The sequence below is a fragment of the Arthrobacter sp. T572 genome (assembly GCF_056780115.1).
Map to the genome: position 1 here is coordinate 2,976,878 of NZ_JBRAZQ010000002.1, position 16,655 is coordinate 2,993,532.

Below are 16,655 nucleotides of genomic sequence, written 5' to 3' on the forward strand. Positions count from 1 at the left end.
TGCTATGACTCCCCTTGCGTGGCTATTCATCGCCATTATCGTGCTGCCCCTGGCGTATTTCGCTTGGTCCCTCATCAGCATTGACCGAAAAGGCGCTGTTGCCATCCAGACAAACCTTGGCTCGGGCTTTGCCCAAGGCACAGGCATAAACATACAGCGTCCGCCGCTTCTGCTTGGCGTCGCCCGTAAACTGACTCCCGGAAGCTACGAAGCCAAAATGGATCATTGGCTTGCCCTCGCCGGCCGACCGAGCTCAATGCCGCTGACTAAGCTCATTGCACTCAAGCCGGCCCTCGCGCTGGTAGGAGCGTTCATCGGCATTGTCTTGTTTCTTCTCGGCCCCGGACCGGGAACCGTGGGACTGGGCCTTTTCCTGACAGTGTTCCTGTACTTCATCCCCGACCTCTTGGTCTACAACACAGGAATCAAACGCCAGGAAGCCATCAAGCTGGAGTTCCCGAACACGCTGGATCAGATGCTCATCTCAGTCGAAGCAGGCCTCGGGTTCGAGTCAGCAATGGAAAGAGCAGCATCTCAAGGATCGGGGCCTTTGCCACAGGAACTCATGCGGACCCTGCAGGACATTCAAGTGGGTAGGCCCCGGCAGGAGTCCTATGAGGCATTGGCCGAAAGATGCGCTGTCCCGGACGTCCGTAGTTTTGTTCTGGCTGTGATTCAAGCAGACAAATACGGTATTGGCATCGCCAATGTCCTTCGTGCGCAAGCTAAGCAGGCTCGTGTCAAGCGTCGCCAGACTGCGGAAGAAAAAGCAATGAAGTTGCCCGTCAAGGTTCTCTTCCCCTTGCTGTTCTGCATCTTCCCGGTGCTGTTCATAGTCCTTCTGGGTCCCGCCGCTATCAAAATCATCCAGGCCTTCAGCTGACCGTAGCCAGCGGGAAATAGACCGGCCCTCCGCGGATCCCAGACCGCGGACGGCCACAACGGCCCCCTTCCGGTACCCAGAGCCGGGAGGGGGTCCTCCAATGTCCGGCCCCAGCCACCCGGACCCGACCGTAGACAGCGGGCTACTCCCGCTTGGCCCGCGTCAACTCCGCCCTGGCCAGCAACTCGTCATTGGACGGGTAGGCCACTTCTTCCAGGACCAACGGGTGCGGGGCCGCCAGCATGGACTTCGGATCACGGGCGCGGGCCAGCAACCGCTCGTGCAACCAGGCCGGAGGTTCCAGGCCCTCCCCCACCCGCAAGGTGGAGCCCACAAGGGAGCGCACCATGTTGTGGCAGAAGGCGTCGGCCTGCACTGTGGCAACGATGATTCCGTCCGGACCGCGGTCAAAGGAGAAGCGCTGCAACTCGCGGATGGTGGTCGCACCTTCGCGAGGCTTGCAGTAGGAACGGAAGTCCTGCAGGCCAAGCAGCAGTGATGCCCCGGCGTTCATCAAGGCCACGTCCAATGGGACCTTATGCCACAGCGTGATCCCACGAAGCACCGGGTCCCAACGCTCGGTGCCGTCGGCAATCCGGTAACTGTAACGACGCCACAGGGCTGAGAAGCGGGCGTCGAATCCGGCAGGCGCCAGACCGGCGTCGTGCACTTCGATCGCACCAGTGAGGTCGCCAAGAACCCGGCTCAACGCGCCGCGAAGGCGACGCAGCAGCGAAACGGAAGGATCGACGTCGTGCCCCCGCGTCAGACCGAACCACTCCGCGGAAGTGAAGTCGACGTGGACAACCTGCCCGCGGGCGTGGACGCCAGCGTCCGTCCGCCCCGCGACCGTGACCCGCACGGGCCGCCGCACCAACAACTCAAGTGCTTCCTCAAGCGCACCCTGGACAGTCAGAAGTCCCGGTTGCACGGCCCAGCCACTGAACGGACCACCGTCGTAAGAGAGGTGCATCCGGATACGCAAAAACCCGCCGCCCTCCGAAACGGGGGCAGCGGGTTTTTGTTGATTCATAGACCCAAGTCTACTGAATTACTTCTTGTCCTCTTCGGCCGGAGCCTCTTCGGTCTGAGCTTCTTCAGTCTCGGCTTCGGGGGCCTCGGCAGCTTCAGCTTCGGGAGCCTCAGCAGCTTCGGTCTCTACAACCTCTTCCTCAGCAGGAGCTTCGGCAGCCGGAGCAGCCTGGGCAGCAGCGGCAGAAGCTTCAGCAACTACAGCCTGCTTGGGGGAAACGGGCTCAAGAACGAGTTCGATGACAGCCATGGGAGCGTTGTCGCCCTTGCGGTTGCCGATCTTGGTGATACGGGTGTAGCCACCATCGCGGTTCTCAACGGCGCTGGCGATGTCGGTGAACAGCTCGTGGACGATGCCCTTGTTGCTGATCAGGCCGAGTACGCGGCGGCGGGAAGCGAGGTCGCCACGCTTGGCGAAGGTGACCAGACGCTCTGCGTACGGCTTGAGGCGCTTGGCCTTGGTAACCGTGGTGGTGATGCGCTTGTGCTCGAAGAGCGAAGCTGCCAGGTTCGCGAGCATCAGGCGCTCGTGAGCCGGGCCGCCTCCGAGGCGCGGACCCTTAGTGGGGGTAGGCATAGTTATTTCTCCTGTTGTGTAAGCCGGCCGGGTCCATCACTGGACCCGTCGACCAAGATCTGCTTGTTAGAGCTCGTCGTCGCTGAACGCGGCGTCGTCCTCTTCGATGGCTGCGGCGCGGGCTGCGAGATCGAAACCGGGAGGGGAGTCCTTCAGGGACAGACCCAGTTCCACGAGCTTTGCCTTGACCTCGTCGATGGACTTCGCACCGAAGTTGCGGATGTCCATCAGGTCAGCCTCGGAGCGGGCAACGAGTTCACCCACGGTGTGGATGCCCTCACGCTTGAGGCAGTTGTAGGAACGGACCGTCAGGTCCAGATCCTCGATCGGCAGAGCCATGTCAGCTGCCAGGGCAGCGTCTGTGGGCGACGGGCCGATCTCGATACCTTCAGCTGCGGTGTTCAGCTCACGGGCCAGACCGAACAGTTCCACCAGGGTGGTGCCTGCAGAAGCAACAGCGTCGCGCGGAGCGATAGCCTGCTTGGTCTCGACGTCGACAATGAGCTTGTCGAAGTCGGTGCGCTGCTCAACACGGGTAGCTTCCACGCGGAAAGTTACCTTCATGACCGGCGAGTAGATCGAGTCGACCGGGATACGGCCGATCTCGGAGTCGCCGGACTTGTTCTGAGCTGCCGAAACGTAGCCACGGCCGCGCTCGATGGTCAGTTCGAGTTCGAACTTGCCCTTCGAGTTCAGGGTGGCAATGTGCAGATCCGGGTTGTGGAATTCGACGCCGGCCGGCGGAGCGATGTCCGCGGCGGTGACGACTCCGGGGCCCTGCTTGCGCAGGTACGCAACAACCGGCTCATCGTGCTCGGAGGAAACCGAAAGGTTCTTGATGTTCAGGATGATCTCGGTGACATCTTCCTTGACACCCGGAACCGTGGTGAACTCGTGCAGCACGCCATCGATCCGGATGCTGGTAACAGCGGCACCGGGGATGGAGGAGAGCAGGGTACGGCGGAGGGAGTTTCCGAGGGTGTAACCGAAGCCCGGCTCCAGCGGTTCAATGATGAAACGGGAGCGGTTCTCGGCTACAACTTCTTCAGACAGGGTGGGGCGCTGTGCAATGAGCACTTAGGTTTCCTTTCAGCGAGCATCCGCTATATGACGCAACACAGGTGGTGGAAATCGGCTTCGGTTTCCAGCCTGACCAGCCGGACCATGCTTGCGAAAGGACATCCCTTCACAAGCAGGCCCGGCCGTCAGGCAGGTAGAACCTAATTAGACGCGGCGGCGCTTCGGCGGGCGGCAACCGTTGTGGGCGCTGGGGGTGACGTCCTGGATGGAGCCAACCTCGAGGCCGGCAGCCTGAAGCGAACGGATTGCGGTTTCGCGTCCCGAACCCGGGCCCTTGACGAAAACGTCAACCTTGCGCAGACCGTGCTCCTGGGCGCGCTTTGCAGCAGCCTCAGCAGCCATCTGGGCAGCGAACGGGGTGGACTTACGGGAGCCCTTGAAGCCAACCTCACCGGCGGAAGCCCAGGAGATCACAGCGCCAGTCGGGTCCGTGATGGACACGATGGTGTTGTTAAAGGTGCTCTTGATGTGCGCCTGTCCAAGCGCAATATTCTTCTTATCCTTGCGACGCGGCTTACGGACCGCTCCACGAGTCTTCGGGGGCATTGTTTCTCCTACAGAAAGTTATCGGGGGAAAACCAGGTCAATCCCGTGGGGATTAACGTCCGGCCTTCTTCTTGCCGGCGACGGTGCGCTTCGGGCCCTTGCGGGTACGAGCGTTGGTCTTCGTACGCTGACCGCGTACGGGCAGGCCCTTGCGGTGGCGCAGGCCTTCGTAGCTGCCGATCTCAACCTTGCGGCGGATGTCAGCGGCTACCTCGCGGCGAAGGTCACCCTCAACCTTGTAGTTGCCTTCAATGTAGTCACGCAGCTGGACCAGCTCGGCGTCAGTCAGGTCCTTGACGCGAACGTCAGGGCTGATGCCGGTGGCAGCCAGGGTTTCGTGTGCACGGGTCTTGCCCACGCCGTAGATGTAAGTAAGCGCAATTTCCAACCGCTTTTCGCGGGGAATGTCTACGCCAGCGAGACGAGCCATAGTGGCGGTACTCCTTGAATAAACCGGAGGTCGTAGGCAGTACACCCGCACTGTCAGTGCGGCCCCAGCCTCCGACCGGGGGTACGCTGTCCGGGCTCTGTACTTCTGTCCCAGCTCAGCTTGTGCTGCCTTTATTTACTTGCGTGGGTTAGCAACCCAGGTTTGCCCTTGCGGGCGCTGATTCCCTTGCGGGGAATTAGCCCTGGCGCTGCTTGTGGCGCGGGTTCTCGCAGATCACCATGACCCGGCCGTTACGGCGGATCACTTTGCACTTGTCGCAGATCTGCTTGACGCTCGGCTTGACCTTCATGGCGTTCCTTTGCGTGTTTTGCAGTTGATCTGCTGGAGCGGCGCGGGACATGCCCTGCCGCCCAGCAATTTACTTGTAGCGGTAGACGATACGACCACGTGTGAGGTCGTATGGGCTCAGCTCCACCACTACGCGGTCCTCGGGGAGGATTCGAATGTAGTGCTGACGCATCTTCCCAGAGATGTGTGCGAGCACGATGTGCTTGTTGGTCAGCTCAACACGAAACATCGCGTTGGGCAGCGCCTCAGTCACAACGCCCTCGATCTCAATGACCCCGTCCTTCTTGGCCATATCCTCCGCTAACTGTTGTTTGCCGCAGTCCTCCGGTAGGCACCGGCGATCCAGCGGACGTTTTTTGTTTGCTTGGCCCTCTTGGAACCACCACACCAAAAAGGGCGTGGCTGTACAGACAACCAACAGACAACTTTACGCCACTGGGGCGTGAAAGTTAAATCCGTTCATGGTAGCGCACCTTTTCCGCCCCGTCACTCCCCGGCGTCCCGGTAGGCAGGGAAGCTTCCGGCCGCCGTCGTGATGCTTACAGCCGACGTGACGCCGTCCAGAATCGCCAGCCGGACGGCTTCTGCCGCGGCGCTTTGGAGCGTGATGAGCGAGACCTGCCGCGCCTGCTCACTGCTGCGGTCAAGCCCGACGGCGCCAGTCGCCAACGCGAACACGGTGTCACCGTCGGCGAGGGTATGGGAAGGATCAAGCGCCCGGGCCAGCCCCGCGTGGCCCGACGAAGCAGTCCGCCTGCACTCCGCTACATCCAGAATTGCATTCGTAGCGATGACGACAAGCGTGGTGTTGAGTCCCTGAGGTGGGGCCAGCGGGTCTGCGACCCTCTGCGCGCTCGGTCGTTCCTCCCCAACGGCCCCCTCGCCTCGCAAGCTCGGCCAGGGAACCCCGCCGTCGTGGCCCCACCTTAGACGCGCGCTGCCGGGTCCCAGCCCCACTGGCATCCCGAGCGCGTTAACCACCGCCAGCGCACCTACAATGACGCCACGGTCAAGCGTGATCGAGGATGTACCTATTCCGCCCTTGAACTGCCCTCGGGCAACAACGGCACCGGTTCCCGCACCAACGTTTCCACGCACGACGGCGGCATGGTCGCCTGAGGCAAAGGCTGCGGCGGCTGCCTGGTAGCCCATGTCCTCGTCGGGTCGGGCGCGCACGTCGCCACCGCGTCCGAGGTCGAAGATGGCCGCCGCCGGGACTATCGGAACCACGGTCCCGGGAACGGCGAAACCCCTCCCTTGCTCCTCGCACCATCGCTGGGCCCCATGGGCGGTTACCAGGCCGAAGGCGCTCCCACCGGTGAGGACCACGGCATCCACTGTGGATACGAGCGTCGTTGGATCCAACGCGTCAGTCTCATGCGTCCCCGGGCCCCCACCCCGGACATCCACCGATCCCACGGTTCCAGGCGGCGGAAGCACGACGGTCACGCCACTGAGCCACCCCCCGCCAGCCTTTTGCGAGTGTCCAACCCTTATTCCGGGAACATCGGTGATCGCCTTCATGGCTCCATTCTCCACTGGCTGGCTTCGCGGCCAAGGCCGGTGGAAGTGGGAGCCAAGCCTCGAATCCCAACTCCGGAGTAACGGCGAGTAAACGGGTCCGGAAGTGTCAGCCAACTATCGGTACTGTGGCCGGTTTTGGCCCGCCCAGGGCCTTGCGCTGTGGTGAGCTAGGGCTGTCTCCCGCCGCCCCGATCCGGGCCGGCACCTAAAAGTTCGCCTCACAACGTAAGTGATCCATGACTACCCGACTCGTTAACCGCCGCGCTGGAACTGCGGCCGCACCGGGCACCGTGCCGCCTGAACTCAGGCCTGCACCTGTCCGCGCCGCCAAACGCTGGTCCGGCCGCAGCCGCAAGGATTTCCTCGTCTTCCTGGCCATGGCCCTGCCAAACCTGGCCCTGATCGCTACCTTCACGTACTGGCCGCTGATCAACAACATCTACTACTCCACGCTGGACTGGACGTTGGGTTCGGCTTCGGCAACAGTGGTGGGCCTGCAAAACTACGTCACGTTCTTCGCCAGCGAGGATGCCTCCAAGGTCCTTGGAACCACGGCAGTCTTCACAGTGGTTACCGTCGGCGGTTCCATGGTGCTGGGCTTGCTCGTGGCACTGGCACTTAATTCGAACGTCCGCGGCACCACTTTTGCCCGTTCGGCGGTATTCGCACCCTATGTCCTGTCCGGGGTGGGCGTCGGCCTGGTGTGGCTGTTCATCTTCGATCCCGGTTACGGCGTGCTCGCATGGATCCTCCGCGGGCTGGGACAGCAGAGCCCCCAGTGGATCAACGACCCCCAGCTTTCACTGGCGATGGTCATCATTGTCTACGTCTGGAAGAACCTCGGGTACTGCGCCGTGGTGTACCTCGCCGGCCTGCAGTCGCTGCCGCGCGACGTCATGGAGGCCGCAGCACTGGACGGGGCCAACAGCATCCGGCGCTTCTTCAACATCTCGGTGCCGCTGCTCTCCCCCACCACGTTCTTCCTGCTGATCACCACCATGCTCAGTTCCCTACAGGCATTTGACCTCATCCGCATCATGACCCCGCTCGGGAACGGTACCAGCACACTGATCTACGAGGCCTACCTCCAGGCGTTCGGCGCCTACAACAGGGCAGGCTACTCGGCCGCGATCTCGGTGATCCTCTTCGCAATCCTGTTGGTCATCACTGTCCTCCAACTGCGCTTTGTTGAGCGAAAGGTCCACTACTCATGAGCGCGCAGTCTCCCGCCGCCGTCGTTCCTCCCCTCGAACCACACCAAGAGCCGCCGCGCGCCAGGCCGCTGTCCGCAGCCAACCTGGTCAAAACCCTGGCAACCGGCTACATCCCGCTCATCATTGCCACGTTGGTGGTATTCCTCCCCCTGCTCTGGATGGTGCTCAGTTCCTTCAAACAGCCCGGCGAGATCGTGACCACGGACCTGAAGATCCTGCCGGAGTCGCTCAACCTTGAGAACTACGCCACGGCCATGACCACGGTGCCGTTCGCGCAGTTTTTCACCAACAGCCTGATCGTCACGGCGGTTGGGTCATCCATCAAGGTGGTCCTGACAATCCTCACCGCCTACGCGCTGGTGTTCGTCCGGTTCCCCTTCAAGAACGTGATTTTCGTGCTGATCCTGGTGGCGCTCATGGTGCCGGCGCAGGTCTCCATCCTGCCCAACTACATCCTGATCGCGGGCATGGGCGGGAAGAACACGCTGTGGGGCATCATCCTCCCCGGTCTTGGCACGGCATACGGCACCTTCCTGCTCCGGCAGCATTTCCTGACCCTGCCGCCCTCCATCCTGGAAGCCGCCGAGATCGACGGCGCCGGGCATTGGCGGCGATTGTGGCAGATCATTGTCCCCGTCTCCCTGCCATCGGTAGCCACCGTGGCCTTGGTGACGGTGGTCAGCGAATGGAACGACTACATCTGGCCGCTCATCATCACCGACCGACCCGAAACCATGACGCTGCCGGTCGGCCTGACCCTGCTCCAGAACTCCGAGGGCAACGGGGCAGGCTGGGGCATCCTCATGGCGGGTGCTGTCCTGGTGATCGTGCCCATCCTGTTGGTCTTCGCCGCGCTGCAGCGCTACATCGTCGCCGGACTGACGCAAGGCAGCGTCACCGGCTAACACTCTCCACCCGCACTATTTCGCATCTACGCACGTCATTTGAGAGGAAGCACCATGCGCACGAATCTTGACCGTCGGCATTTCCTTGGCCTTGCAGGCCTCGGCGCCGGAACAGCAGCCCTGGCAGCCTGCGGTGGGCCGTCGACGGCGGGTCCCGGAACCGCCGTCGAAACGGCTGCCATCGACTTCAGCGGCGTCAAGCCCGCCGCCTCCATCGATTTCTGGACCAACCACCCCGGCAAGTCCCAGGACGTGGAGAAGTCCATCATCGATAAATTCCACGCGAAGTTCCCCGACATCAAGGTGAACCTTGTCACCGCAGGTGCCAACTACGAGGAGATCGCCCAGAAGTTCCAGACCTCCCAGGCGGCAAAGACCGGACTGCCCGGCCTGGTGGTCCTCTCCGACGTTTGGTGGTTCCGGTACTTCTCCAATGGCAGCATCATTCCCCTCGACGGGCTGGTGAAGCAGCTCGACATCAAGCTGGACGACTTCCAGAAGTCCCTGGTTGACGACTACCAGTACGACAACCAGCAGTGGGCCCTTCCGTATGGCCGGTCCACCCCCTTGTTCTACTACAACAAGGACCACTTCAAGGCGGCAGGCCTGCCGGACCGGGCGCCGGCAACGTGGCAGGAATTCGCCGAATGGGCGCCAAAGCTCAAGGCAACCTCGGGCGCCCAGTACGCCTACATCTACCCTGCACTGGCCGGTTACGCCGGGTGGACGCTGCAGAACAACTTGTGGGGCTGGGGCGGCAACTGGTCCAAGGACTGGGACATCACCTGCGATTCGGAGAAGGCCGTCGCCGCGCTGCAGTGGGCGCAGGACTCCATCTACAAGGATGGTTGGGCCGGCGTTTCTTCCAAGGAGGCTGCCGACGACTTCGCCGCCGGGATCACCTCCGCCACCATTTCGTCCACGGGCTCCCTGCTGGGCGTGCTCAAGGCGGCCAAGTTCAACGTTGGCGTCGGCTTCCTCCCCGGCGGGCCTGAGGTCACGTCGGGCGTCTGCCCCACCGGCGGTGCAGGACTGGGCATTCCGAGCGGCATCAGCAAGGAGGAGCAACTTGCGGCCGCCACGTTCCTGAAGTTCATGACGGAACCGGACAACACGGCGGCTTTCTCGGCCGCTACCGGGTACATGCCCACGCGTCTGTCGGCCGACATGTCCGCCGTGCTGGCTGCCACGCCGCAGATCAAGACCGCGATGGACCAGCTGGCCGTCACCCGCGTCCAGGACAACGCCCGCGTGTTCCTGCCCGGCGCCGACCAGGAGATGGCCAAGGCCGCCGCAAAGATCCTCACCCAACAGGGCGACGTCAAGGCGACCATGACGGAGCTCAAGAAAACCCTTGAGGGCATCTACACCAAGGATGTGAAGCCGAAGTTGAAGGCGTAGCCCTTCTGACAAAGCAAGGAAGCGGGGCTGCCAGTGGTCCAATAACCACGGCAGCCCCTCGCCTGTCCTGTTGTTGCTAAGGGATCGGAACGGGCACGACGCCGAGCGGCGCTAACTTTTCTGCCCCGCCATCAGGTGCGGACAGGACCCAGATACCCTTCTCATGGACGGCTACGGAATGCTCCCACTGGCAGGAGCGCTTGCCGTCGGTAGTCACCACGGTCCAGTCGTCCTCCAGGGTGGCGGTCTCAATGCCTCCGCGTACAAGCATCGGCTCGATCGCCAGGCACAGTCCCGGGCGGATCTTCGGTCCCCGATGGTTTGTCCGGTAGTTCAGGACGTCGGGCGCCATGTGCATTTCGGAGCCGATGCCGTGGCCGACGTAGTCCTCCAGGATTCCCAGCGGCTTGCCCGGCACCGAGGAAACGTAGTCATCAACGGCATTGCCGATGTCGCCCACGAACTTGCCCTTGGCCAGGGCCGCGATGCCCCTCCACAGGGCAGCTTCCGTCACGTCGGAAAGACGCTGGTCTTCGGGGTCCGCCGTGCCCACGATCACGGTGCGGGCGGAGTCCGAGTGCCACCCGTCAACGATGCATCCACCGTCGATGGAAATGATGTCACCGTCTTCGAGGACCCGGCCTCCGGGGATCCCATGCACCACTTCCTCGTTCACGGAGGTGCAGATGGTGGCAGGGAAGCCGTGATAGCCCAGGAAATTGGACTTTGCTCCGGCATCATTGAGGACCGCCGCAAAGACGTCGTCCAGGTCCTTGGTGGTGACTCCTGCCTTGGCAGCTGCGACAGCAGCATCGAGTGCCCGGCTGAGGACCAACCCGGCTTCCTGCATTTTCCGCATTTGCTCGTTCGTCTTGTATTCGATGCGGGGCTGACCGAACGCCATGTTCTCCTCTAAAGATTCCTGTGGAGCCGGTCAGGCCCCACGCTCCAACCATTTTCCCGCATCAAGGAGCGTGGTCGAAATTGGCTCGATTCCCAGGTCCCCGCGCAGCCGGTCAAGACGGTAGGTCCGCTCCATTCCGAGCTGGCTCACGGCATAGCGGGTCAGGCGGGGAGCCTTGCCCGTGGCGGCGGCTGCAGCTTCTGAGCCAACAGCAAGAGCCATGGCCACGGAGTAGGGAACGTACCGGATACCCACGTGCTGGTGGCCGGTGGCGTCGAGGACCTGGCGCAGCACGCCCCCCAGCTCCACCGGGGCTGCATCAGCCACATTGACTGCCCCGCGGATTCCGGCGCAGCACGCTGCCAGCACGGCGCGGACCAGGTTGTCGATGTGTGTCAGCTGGTGGCTCACATCCTCACGGCCGACGGTCATGAGGTGGTTTCCGCGGATGTTGGCGACGAGCCGGGGCAGGAGGGTCCGGTCCCCTGGACCGTAGACGCCGTGCGGGCGCAGGACCACTGAGTTCGCGTGGCGGCGTGCTTCAACATCTGCGAGCGCCTTGCTGCGTCCATACGCGCCGAGGTGCCGGGAAGCTACTTCTTCTTCCGCCCGGTTGGAACACGGCGTCCACCACGGATAGACACTGGAGCTCGAGACGTGGACCAGGCGGGTCCCCGCGTACGCCTCCGCCACTGCGCGCGTGCCGTGGACATTCGCCCGGTGAAAGATTCCCGGGTCACCCCAGTCGGCCACATGCGCCGCTGCATGAACGACGGCGTCTACCGCAGGCAGGTGCGCCGGTGGTACCCCGGCGAGGTCCCAGTACGTCAGCGAGGGTCCGCGACGACGCGCAAAGCGCACCACCTCCCAGCCCCGGGCTTCGGCGGCTGAAGCGACCGCTCCCCCTATGAACCCCGTGGCTCCCGTCACGGCGATCCTCATGGCGTGCCCCTGTCCCCGCCCGCGGGTCTTCCCGCGACGAGCGACCTCAGTGCCTGCCGGTCAGGTTTCCTGTGCCGGCCGCTCACGGGGATGGAGCTGACCAGTTCGATGCGGTCCGGCAGGGCAGACTCGTCGATCAGCCGTGGAAGTTCCTTCCCAAGCCTTGCGAGCAGCGTTTTCGCGGACACGTCCGGGGCGGGCACCACTGCCAGAACTACGGCTTCGTCTCCTATGGCGTCCGCGACCCCCACCATGGCGGCCGCACGGACGCCCGGGATCGAGAGGATGAGCGGCTCATACAGTGCGGGGTAGATGTTGGTCTTTCCCCGGATGATCATGTCTTTCGTGCGCCCGATCATCACCAACCGTGGCGGTCTCGTGCCGCCGTCGTCTGTCCCGCTACCCGCTGTGTTTCCCGGGCCGCTTCCGGCGGGTCCGTAGTCGAGCCGCACCAGGTCACCGGTAGCGTGTTCCACCATCGGTTCCCCGCCAAGGTACCCGCGGCACATGTTGGGACCGCTCGCGTACAACTCGTGGTCTTCTCCCACGTGGATTACGACGGCGGGCAGCGGCTCTCCCAGGAAGTCACCTTCGCCGCTTCCATCGGGGGCCGTGAACCCGGCATCGGTTCCGCTGGCGAAGGCCAGCTTCTCCCTCCCGTCGGCGATTGCGATGGGAAGGAGCTCGGTCATTCCGTAAATGAGCTTGAAGTCGACCCCTGGAAGCAGTCCCATGGCCCGTTTGAGGAACGGCGCCAACACCGGAGCCGCCCCCAGCATCACGGTCTTGAGCGAGCCTGGGAGCACCACCGTGCCTTCCTCTACCGCGTCCAGGATCGGAGCCAACTGGGATGGCACAAGGAACAGGTGAGTGGCGGCGTCGTAAGGGGCTGCCGCCCCGGCCACAGGACCAAGCTCAGCGGCCAGGCGAAGGGGGTCGATGTGGGACGAGAACCCGTACCCGGGCATGGTCCAGTGTGCACCTGCAATGAGCGCCGGCAATCCCATCATCAACTGTTCGGAGTGGATGCGGTCACCAGGTCCGAAAGTGCACTTCCGGGACAGCTGGTCGAAACCCGCCGCCAGTGAACCCCGGGTGTGCACCACACCTTTCGGAGCGCCCGTGGTGCCGGAAGTGAAGATGATGACCGCCTCCTGGCCGGCATCCTTCTCCGCATCCCACTGAAGCGAACCGTGGTCGCTGTGTTCCCGGGCCAGGCGCCTGACGGGTGTCGCCCTTGCCGGAACCCCCGGCAGCCACGGGCCCGAGTAGTAGTGCCGGACTTTCATGGCACCGTAGTCCGGCAACAGCAGGCCCTTTCGGCGGGCCAACGGACGGAGCGGGCTCTTGGTGCTGAGCGCATACAGGAGCGACTCTGCCGCTGCCCAGCGCGGCGCCGCCAGTTCGGCGCGGTCATGGAACAGTGAGGGGCCAATACCCGGATCAATGAAGACCACGGAACCACCGGCCCGGACTGCCCCGAGGGCCAGGGTAAAAGCCGCCGGGCTGGGACGGACAGAAAAGAGCATCCGCTCCCCAGCGCCGAAACCGTCTGCCGCCAGGCTTCGCGCTGTCGCTTCGATCCCGTCCACCAGTTCCCTGTAGGTCATGGTGGGCCCGGGCCTCGTCCTGCCCGGCTTCCTCCCAAGGCGAGCGACTGCCCTGCCCGGCGCCGTGATGGCAGGGCTGTCCGGGTTCCTTTCCGCGGCGGCATAGACCGCTGCGATGAGGTCCACGGCGGTCTGCGTCCCTGTTGTGGTGGCCGTTGTCGCCGTCGGGGCCGACGTCGCATCACCGGGCATTGGCTACCTCCAAGCTGCTGTAGCCGGGAATCAACACTCGCCTGCTCACCCGCCGGGACGCAATCACCCAAGGTCGCTGGGCGTGGCGGTCCAGCAGAACCTGCAGCACTGCGTTGATCTCCGCCATGGCCAGCGGCATGCCGATGCAAAAATGTGGCCCGGCACCAAACCAGAGTTGGCGCGCTGCCCCGGGCACCGGCTGTCCGGGATCAAAACCGCCGAGGCTTTTGGACGCATGGATGGTGGACAGCAGGATCCTGTCGCCCTGGCGGACGGGTATGCCACCAAGCCTGGAGGCCGCCGTGGAGTCGCGGAGCATCATGGGTGAGGGAACCGTGTAGCGCAGCGCTTCCGTGACAGCAGCCGGAAGCCCGTCCCGGTTTTTCACCAGGCCCTCCAGCCGGCCGCTGTCAGCCAGCAAGGCAATCAGCCTCGGCACAAAGGACACCAGTGTTTCCGTGCCCACCATGACAAAAGCGCTGATGATCCCCATGGCCTCCTCCTCCGACATGCCCAGGCTGCGCAGCCGGCCAGGGAAGCTGCCGGGATCGCTGTCACGGTAGGCGGCCTTCGCCGGCCCCGCCAGCACCTCGACGGCGGCCCTGCCCTTGGCGGCTTGGCGTGCGGTCAGGGTGGGACGCCCCAGACGAACGAGCGAAGAAATGGACGAGCCGAGGTCGTACAGTTCCCTGTCCGGCAGGCGTCCGGGAGCATCTTCCGGAATCCCGAGGAGGCGGGAGATGACTCCCCCGGCAAGCTCCTTGACGCAGTCCACCAGGTCCACCCGGGCATCGGCATCCAACTCACGATCGACCCTGGAGCGCAGTGCCTGGCCAGCAGGTTCCACGATCCCGGACACCTGCCCCGGAGTGAACAAATCGGCCAGCTTCCGCCGCAGTTCGCGATGCTCCGGTCCGTCCATGTTGACCAGCGCCCGGGGTCCAACCACGGGTGTCCAGAGCGCTCCTGAGCCTGACGGTCCGTTCTTGACGAAGCGCTCCCCGTCCATCAACACCTGGCGGATCAGCGCGGCGTCGCTGACCAACACCCCCAGCCCAGGAAGCCGCATCACCGGCCGGAGACGGCCCAAACCGCGAACCAGCGGGTAGAGGACAGGATGGGCAGCAAGGTGCACCTTCTGTTCCCAGTGCCCGGCCTCGATCATCGGATATCCACGTGGTCGGGCCGGTACCTGTGGTCCGCATACCAGGCAAGGGTGTTCTTCAACCCCCAGGCTTTCACCCTGCGTGAGGAACCATGGACCACCACGTCACGGCGAAGGGCATAGTTGCGGGTCAGCTTGCGGACCCTGTTGGATAAGGCCCGGTCTTCGTGGAGGTCCTCGATCCGGGACCGGGGAAAGCCTCCTGACCGGGTGTACATCTCCGCGGTGATTGCCATGTTGCAACCCGGCAGCATCTGGTACGGCCCCAGGTAGCCCTCCCCCTTGTTACCCGGCCGGATGCGGCCAAAGAAAGATGCCACCTCCACGGCCAGGAGCATCATGCGGCGCTCCCACGCGGTGATGCCCTCATCGTCACGCGGAATCAGTTGGCCCGCAATCAGTTCCAGTCCGTCGCCAAAGGCCTGGACGATCCGTGCCGTCCACGTGGGCTCGGGCAGGCAATCCGCATCGGTGCGCGCCAGCCATTGCGCTCCGTGATCCACACCGAAACGCATGCCGGTGTCTGCTGCCGCGCCGGTGCCTTTCTCGGGATCGTGAACCAGCCGCACATCCAGCCACGGATGCGCCGCGGCAAAACGGGCCACAATCCCACAACTGTCGTCGGTGGATCCGTTGTCCACCACCACCACGCTGAAGTCCCGGTACTCCTGGGCCGCCAAAGCTTCCAGCGTCTGCAGGACCAGTTTCTCCTCGTTAAGCATGGGAACTGCAATGCACAGACGCTGGACTGGTGCCGTGCTGTCCAACTGCGGGTTCCGTGCCGATAGTGTCACAGCCGCACCACGGCCATTCCCAGGCTCACCCCGCCGGCAAGACCAACCAGGGCCACCAGATCACCGGGTGCGCAACGGCCTGTGTCCATGGCCACTTTCAACTGCAGGGGAAGACTGGCCGAGGCCAGGTTGCCGAACTCTTCCACGGTGGGCACCAGGAGTTCGGGGGCGACCCCGGCACGCGCTGCGAAGATCTCACGGTAGGGGGCGCTCACCTGATGCACACACACCACCGCGAAGTCGTTCCACTGCAACCCCATCCGGTCGAGGGTGTCATCGAGGATCCCGCATCCCAAGTCAAGGAACGCATCCTTGAGCTTTTCCCCATCCATGCTGAAGTAGCTGGCCTCAGGATCCCTGGGATATGCCGAGCCACCTGCGGCGAGGGTCCCCACGGACCAATGGCTGCTCTTGGCCGTGAAAGCGGTGGCGAGGACACCCTCCGGACCTGCTGCAGCATCACCCTGCTCCCCGGCAGGTGGTACGGCTTCCAGCAGCAAGGCAGCCCCGCCGTCGCTCATGGTGTACCCGGGGAAGCTCGACGTAAAAGTCGCGAAGTCAGGAACCGCCCACCGAACAGCCCGTGACGGGGCTTCCCCTGTAACCACCATGACCCGGCTGTAGCGGCCCGACGCAATCAGGGCGTCTGCCACTTCCAGTCCGTTGAGGAAGCTGTTGCAGGCATTCTTGACGTCCATCACCGGGCAGGACAATCCCAGCTTGGCTGCCGCCATATGGGCCGTGGCCGGTTCCACCATGTCCTGGCTGGCGGAGGCGAAAATGAGGAGCCCGATGTCCGTAGCCTGCAGCCCGCATTGGGCCAGCAGCTTGGCAGCGGCATGCGCCGCCAGGTCCGAGGCCTGCTCTGTGTCCGCCATGACAGTGCGGGTCCTGATCCCGGTGACCCGGTGGATCAGGCCCCTGGGAACGCGGAACCCTGGACTCGACTCCGCGATGCGTTGTTCGACGGCGGAAGTGTCCAGGCGCGCTGGAGGAAGATAGACCTCCAAACCTGCCATCCTGCTGCGTCCGGAAAGAGCTTCCTGCATGCGGTCCCCCACTGTATGCCGCCAACGAAAAGGGTGTGTCCCGCACCCATGGTACGGGACACACCCTCTGCTCCAGCGCCGGCTGACCGGCTATGTGG

At 63.8% G+C, this 16,655-nt stretch carries 18 protein-coding genes; 4 read left to right on the forward strand and 14 right to left on the reverse strand.

Translation table 11 applies throughout. From position 1 onward, the window contains the following. The first annotated feature begins 4 nt into the window (after positions 1-4). Positions 5-883, forward strand: coding sequence for a type II secretion system F family protein (locus ACUYMZ_RS14960; protein WP_481604163.1), 879 nt, complete (start codon positions 5-7; stop codon positions 881-883). Between the two features lie 142 nt (positions 884-1,025). On the opposite strand, the gene ACUYMZ_RS14965 is transcribed toward ACUYMZ_RS14960, so the two are convergent. From ACUYMZ_RS14965 to ACUYMZ_RS15000, 8 genes are all read right to left on the reverse strand, one after another. Next, positions 1,026-1,916 carry a tRNA pseudouridine synthase A gene (locus ACUYMZ_RS14965; RefSeq protein WP_481604165.1) on the reverse strand — a complete coding sequence of 297 codons (891 nt, stop codon included), beginning with the start codon at positions 1,914-1,916 and terminating at the stop codon, positions 1,026-1,028. A gap of 18 nt (positions 1,917-1,934) precedes the next feature. After that, positions 1,935-2,492, reverse strand: a complete 558-nt coding sequence (gene rplQ, locus ACUYMZ_RS14970) for a 50S ribosomal protein L17 (protein ID WP_426003613.1) — start codon at positions 2,490-2,492, stop codon at positions 1,935-1,937. A gap of 66 nt (positions 2,493-2,558) precedes the next feature. Next, positions 2,559-3,569, reverse strand: coding sequence for a DNA-directed RNA polymerase subunit alpha (locus ACUYMZ_RS14975; protein WP_347108054.1), 1,011 nt, complete (start codon positions 3,567-3,569; stop codon positions 2,559-2,561). Positions 3,570-3,716: 147 nt separating this feature from the next. Then, the gene (gene rpsK / locus ACUYMZ_RS14980) at positions 3,717-4,118 is read right to left on the reverse strand and encodes a 30S ribosomal protein S11 (RefSeq protein WP_021472435.1); all 402 of its coding nucleotides are present in this window, start codon (positions 4,116-4,118) and stop codon (positions 3,717-3,719) included. A gap of 52 nt (positions 4,119-4,170) precedes the next feature. Continuing rightward, entirely contained in the window at positions 4,171-4,548 is a 378-nt protein-coding gene (rpsM, locus tag ACUYMZ_RS14985; RefSeq protein WP_021472434.1) for a 30S ribosomal protein S13, read from the reverse strand. Between the two features lie 196 nt (positions 4,549-4,744). Then, complete coding sequence (gene rpmJ / locus ACUYMZ_RS14990; protein WP_011775570.1) at positions 4,745-4,858, reverse strand: 50S ribosomal protein L36; 114 nt, start codon at positions 4,856-4,858, stop codon at positions 4,745-4,747. 69 nt (positions 4,859-4,927) lie between these two features. Continuing rightward, positions 4,928-5,149, reverse strand: coding sequence for a translation initiation factor IF-1 (infA, locus tag ACUYMZ_RS14995; protein ID WP_009358723.1), 222 nt, complete (start codon positions 5,147-5,149; stop codon positions 4,928-4,930). A gap of 194 nt (positions 5,150-5,343) precedes the next feature. Beyond that, positions 5,344-6,381: a P1 family peptidase gene (locus ACUYMZ_RS15000; protein WP_481604172.1), complete on the reverse strand. Its 1,038-nt coding sequence runs from the start codon at positions 6,379-6,381 to the stop codon at positions 5,344-5,346. Between the two features lie 236 nt (positions 6,382-6,617). Here ACUYMZ_RS15000 and ACUYMZ_RS15005 point away from each other — a divergent pair, with 236 nt between their 5' ends. Genes ACUYMZ_RS15005 through ACUYMZ_RS15015 form a run of 3 tightly spaced genes read left to right on the forward strand, consistent with a single transcriptional unit; the run spans position 6,618 to position 9,901 of the window. Next, a complete protein-coding gene (locus ACUYMZ_RS15005; RefSeq protein ID WP_481604174.1) occupies positions 6,618-7,595 on the forward strand; it encodes a carbohydrate ABC transporter permease in 978 nt (325 codons plus the stop codon). Then, positions 7,592-8,500 carry a carbohydrate ABC transporter permease gene (locus tag ACUYMZ_RS15010; protein ID WP_481604176.1) on the forward strand — a complete coding sequence of 303 codons (909 nt, stop codon included), beginning with the start codon at positions 7,592-7,594 and terminating at the stop codon, positions 8,498-8,500. Before ACUYMZ_RS15005 ends, ACUYMZ_RS15010 begins: the two co-directional genes overlap by 4 nt. A gap of 54 nt (positions 8,501-8,554) precedes the next feature. Next, entirely contained in the window at positions 8,555-9,901 is a 1,347-nt protein-coding gene (locus ACUYMZ_RS15015; RefSeq protein ID WP_481604178.1) for an ABC transporter substrate-binding protein, read from the forward strand. A gap of 76 nt (positions 9,902-9,977) precedes the next feature. On the opposite strand, the gene map is transcribed toward ACUYMZ_RS15015, so the two are convergent. The 6 genes from map to ACUYMZ_RS15045 are packed head-to-tail and all read right to left on the reverse strand — an operon-like array spanning position 9,978 to position 16,557. Further along, positions 9,978-10,805, reverse strand: coding sequence for a type I methionyl aminopeptidase (gene map, locus ACUYMZ_RS15020; protein ID WP_442423012.1), 828 nt, complete (start codon positions 10,803-10,805; stop codon positions 9,978-9,980). A 30-nt stretch (positions 10,806-10,835) separates the two neighbouring features. Further along, positions 10,836-11,747 (reverse strand): NAD-dependent epimerase/dehydratase family protein, encoded by a 912-nt coding sequence (locus tag ACUYMZ_RS15025; protein ID WP_481604180.1) that lies wholly within the window; start codon positions 11,745-11,747, stop codon positions 10,836-10,838. Then, positions 11,744-13,549 carry a class I adenylate-forming enzyme family protein gene (locus tag ACUYMZ_RS15030; RefSeq protein ID WP_481604182.1) on the reverse strand — a complete coding sequence of 602 codons (1,806 nt, stop codon included), beginning with the start codon at positions 13,547-13,549 and terminating at the stop codon, positions 11,744-11,746. Before ACUYMZ_RS15030 ends, ACUYMZ_RS15025 begins: the two co-directional genes overlap by 4 nt. Then, positions 13,539-14,714, reverse strand: coding sequence for a cytochrome P450 (locus ACUYMZ_RS15035; protein ID WP_481604184.1), 1,176 nt, complete (start codon positions 14,712-14,714; stop codon positions 13,539-13,541). The genes ACUYMZ_RS15030 and ACUYMZ_RS15035 overlap by 11 nt, the downstream gene beginning before the upstream one ends. Next, positions 14,711-15,508: a glycosyltransferase family 2 protein gene (locus ACUYMZ_RS15040; RefSeq protein WP_442423008.1), complete on the reverse strand. Its 798-nt coding sequence runs from the start codon at positions 15,506-15,508 to the stop codon at positions 14,711-14,713. The genes ACUYMZ_RS15035 and ACUYMZ_RS15040 overlap by 4 nt, the downstream gene beginning before the upstream one ends. Then, on the reverse strand, positions 15,505-16,557 hold the full coding sequence (locus ACUYMZ_RS15045; RefSeq protein ID WP_481604187.1) for a 3-oxoacyl-ACP synthase III family protein: 1,053 nt from the start codon (positions 16,555-16,557) through the stop codon (positions 15,505-15,507). Before ACUYMZ_RS15045 ends, ACUYMZ_RS15040 begins: the two co-directional genes overlap by 4 nt. Positions 16,558-16,655 lie beyond the last annotated feature (98 nt).